The organism is Gardnerella sp. c11Ua_71, assembly GCF_055818025.1.
This window is the reverse complement of the sequence record NZ_JARFVR010000013.1, coordinates 1-2091: the sequence shown is the minus strand read 5'-3', so window position 1 is coordinate 2091 and position 2091 is coordinate 1. Positions and strand designations below refer to the sequence as shown.

The following is a 2091-nucleotide window of genomic DNA, read 5'->3' as shown; positions in this document are numbered from 1 at the left end:
ACTATCACATTCCGCGTCCATGAGCTGCTCTAGCCATGGCATTATTCGCTTATCTTGTATGCGCTCAGAGGCTTGTTCTAAGACTTTTCCGCGCGGAATTGACGCAAAATAATTCGAGTAATCACACAACAGTATCCAGCCTTGCGAACCATGCTTCCTATAGTGTCGTGCGAGCTGTTTGCGTAACAGTTTTATCGCATACATTTCGCCGCGTCCACGCTGGTTAGCACTATTACCGTGAGTGTACGAGCGCGTATAACACGGTATTAAAACGTTTTTTGAGATTGTTTTCTGTATTACTTTCTCCCAGAATGCGCTAGCTTGAATGTGTCGAACTTTGCCGCGCTCCATGATCGTGAAACATTTGCGACGACCAGTTATTTTGCCGCCGCTAGTCATCAGCTTGTGCGCATGTAGAGCATTGAGCATCGCGTCGTTCATGTACTTTTGTACGCTATTCTTCCACTTAATTGTTTTACAAGACTCATAAGCTGCATCAGTGAGTGACTGTAGGCTGCTGGTGTTTTCAAACGTTGCCGTCTTGGTTTGTGATGCCCTGTTTTGTTGCCGTTTTAATTGCCTGCGCTTATATCGTGCTTCAACGCGTTTAATACTCATGTGTAGTCCTTTATAAAAAAGAGTTGATGTCTGATGCTACTTCTAAAGCCCAATGCGATACGCTATCGGGGTGCAAGACGACTTCCATAGCAGCTTGAGAATACAGCATGAAACAATCATGGTAAGCGAGTACGATTGCCATGCACTTTTTGGCGTCCGCTGCATCTTATCAGACACTTTTTTACGCTTGTTAGCGATGGAGATTAAGCCCCTTCTGCATTGCATTGCGTTCGCGCTTAATGTGCTACTAGGTCTAGCGTTATGCAAAATCACGGGAGGAGACCGCCCGAATCGTTGTAGTCGTTGTAGTTGTTCGAGCCGCCACCGCTGACCCCAGACACGACCGTGTAGTCACCACTGTACGTGCTAATGGCTTAATCCCCAAAGAATTGTTATTTTTGCTTTACTGTTCGAGCGTGAGCTAACTGTGATGCAATCATTGTTCGCTCTTGCTCAAGCAAATCAAGCAAAGGTTGTAGCGTAGCCATGCCGCGCTTCACGGTGCCTAGTTGGAAAAGCATTTGCATGTCGTGTACTAAATCAATGCACGATGCGCCTGCTTCTATTAAATGCTTTTTGCGCTCCGTTAATCGCTTTTCATCTGACGGGTACCATGCGTAGGCATGTTCAGCTTCACGTTCCAGACTTTCCGCGTGCCCTGTAATGTCTTTGCCCACTAGAAAGCGCAATGATTTTGGCAGCACTGTTTCACGCTTGATTAATTTCAATACCTCTATGCGGATTTTACTAGCGGTTACTACATACCCTGTTAGGGTTTCTTTTCTTTCTCTTGCGTAAACTTGAGTCAATTTAGTTTCTTTCCTTAGATATGATTTGGGGTCGCACGGAGGCGACCCCTAGAATTGATAGATGCGCGTATCCTACGGCTACGCGATGCAGAAGCACGGGAGGAGACCGCCCGAACCGCCGTAGTCGTAGGAGTTGCCCGAGCCGCCACCACTGACCCCAGACACGACCGTGTAGTCACCACTGTACGTGCTACGCAACCAATACCATCGGTAGTCGCGCGCGCGACTACCGTTATCAGTAAAGCAAGCCCACTTCGAATAGTAGCCAGAAGACTCCTTAGAATAAGTAGCAGATCCAAACGCCTCAATCTCAGACGGTGGAAACACATGCTCGTTCAAATAACTGGTAGAACCATAACTGTTCGTCCACGGCAGTCTCATGTTGCACACATAAGACTTCAAAGAAGCCGGCATCGCATTGTAAAAATCATTAAACTTGCTCTCTAATATGGAGCCACTATAAGTGTTATCCGAGCTTGCAAACTGCGTAGTGCCCGGAATTAACTTATCCGGTACCATAAGTGCTTCATTTTGACCATAGTGATTAAACTCCGCAATAGTCCAACGATATGTTGTACCATTCACCGTCTCATCAAAATAGTCACCGACATTCACCATGTAACGCTTACCGTCACGAATAGCACGCGCAATAATCTCTGCACCC

At 46.6% G+C, this 2091-nt stretch carries 2 protein-coding genes and 1 pseudogene; all 3 read right to left on the bottom strand.

Features of this window, described 5'->3' with window-relative positions; translation table 11 throughout:
- A pseudogene (locus P0106_RS07140) lies at positions 1-618 on the bottom strand (RNA-directed DNA polymerase); the annotation flags it as partial.
- A gap of 392 nt (positions 619-1010) precedes the next feature.
- Positions 1011-1427, bottom strand: a complete 417-nt coding sequence (locus P0106_RS07135; protein WP_032836351.1) for a hypothetical protein — start codon at positions 1425-1427, stop codon at positions 1011-1013.
- Positions 1428-1505: 78 nt separating this feature from the next.
- On the bottom strand, positions 1506-2091 hold a 586-nt coding region (locus P0106_RS07130), incomplete at its 5' end, for a DUF6273 domain-containing protein (protein ID WP_473730647.1).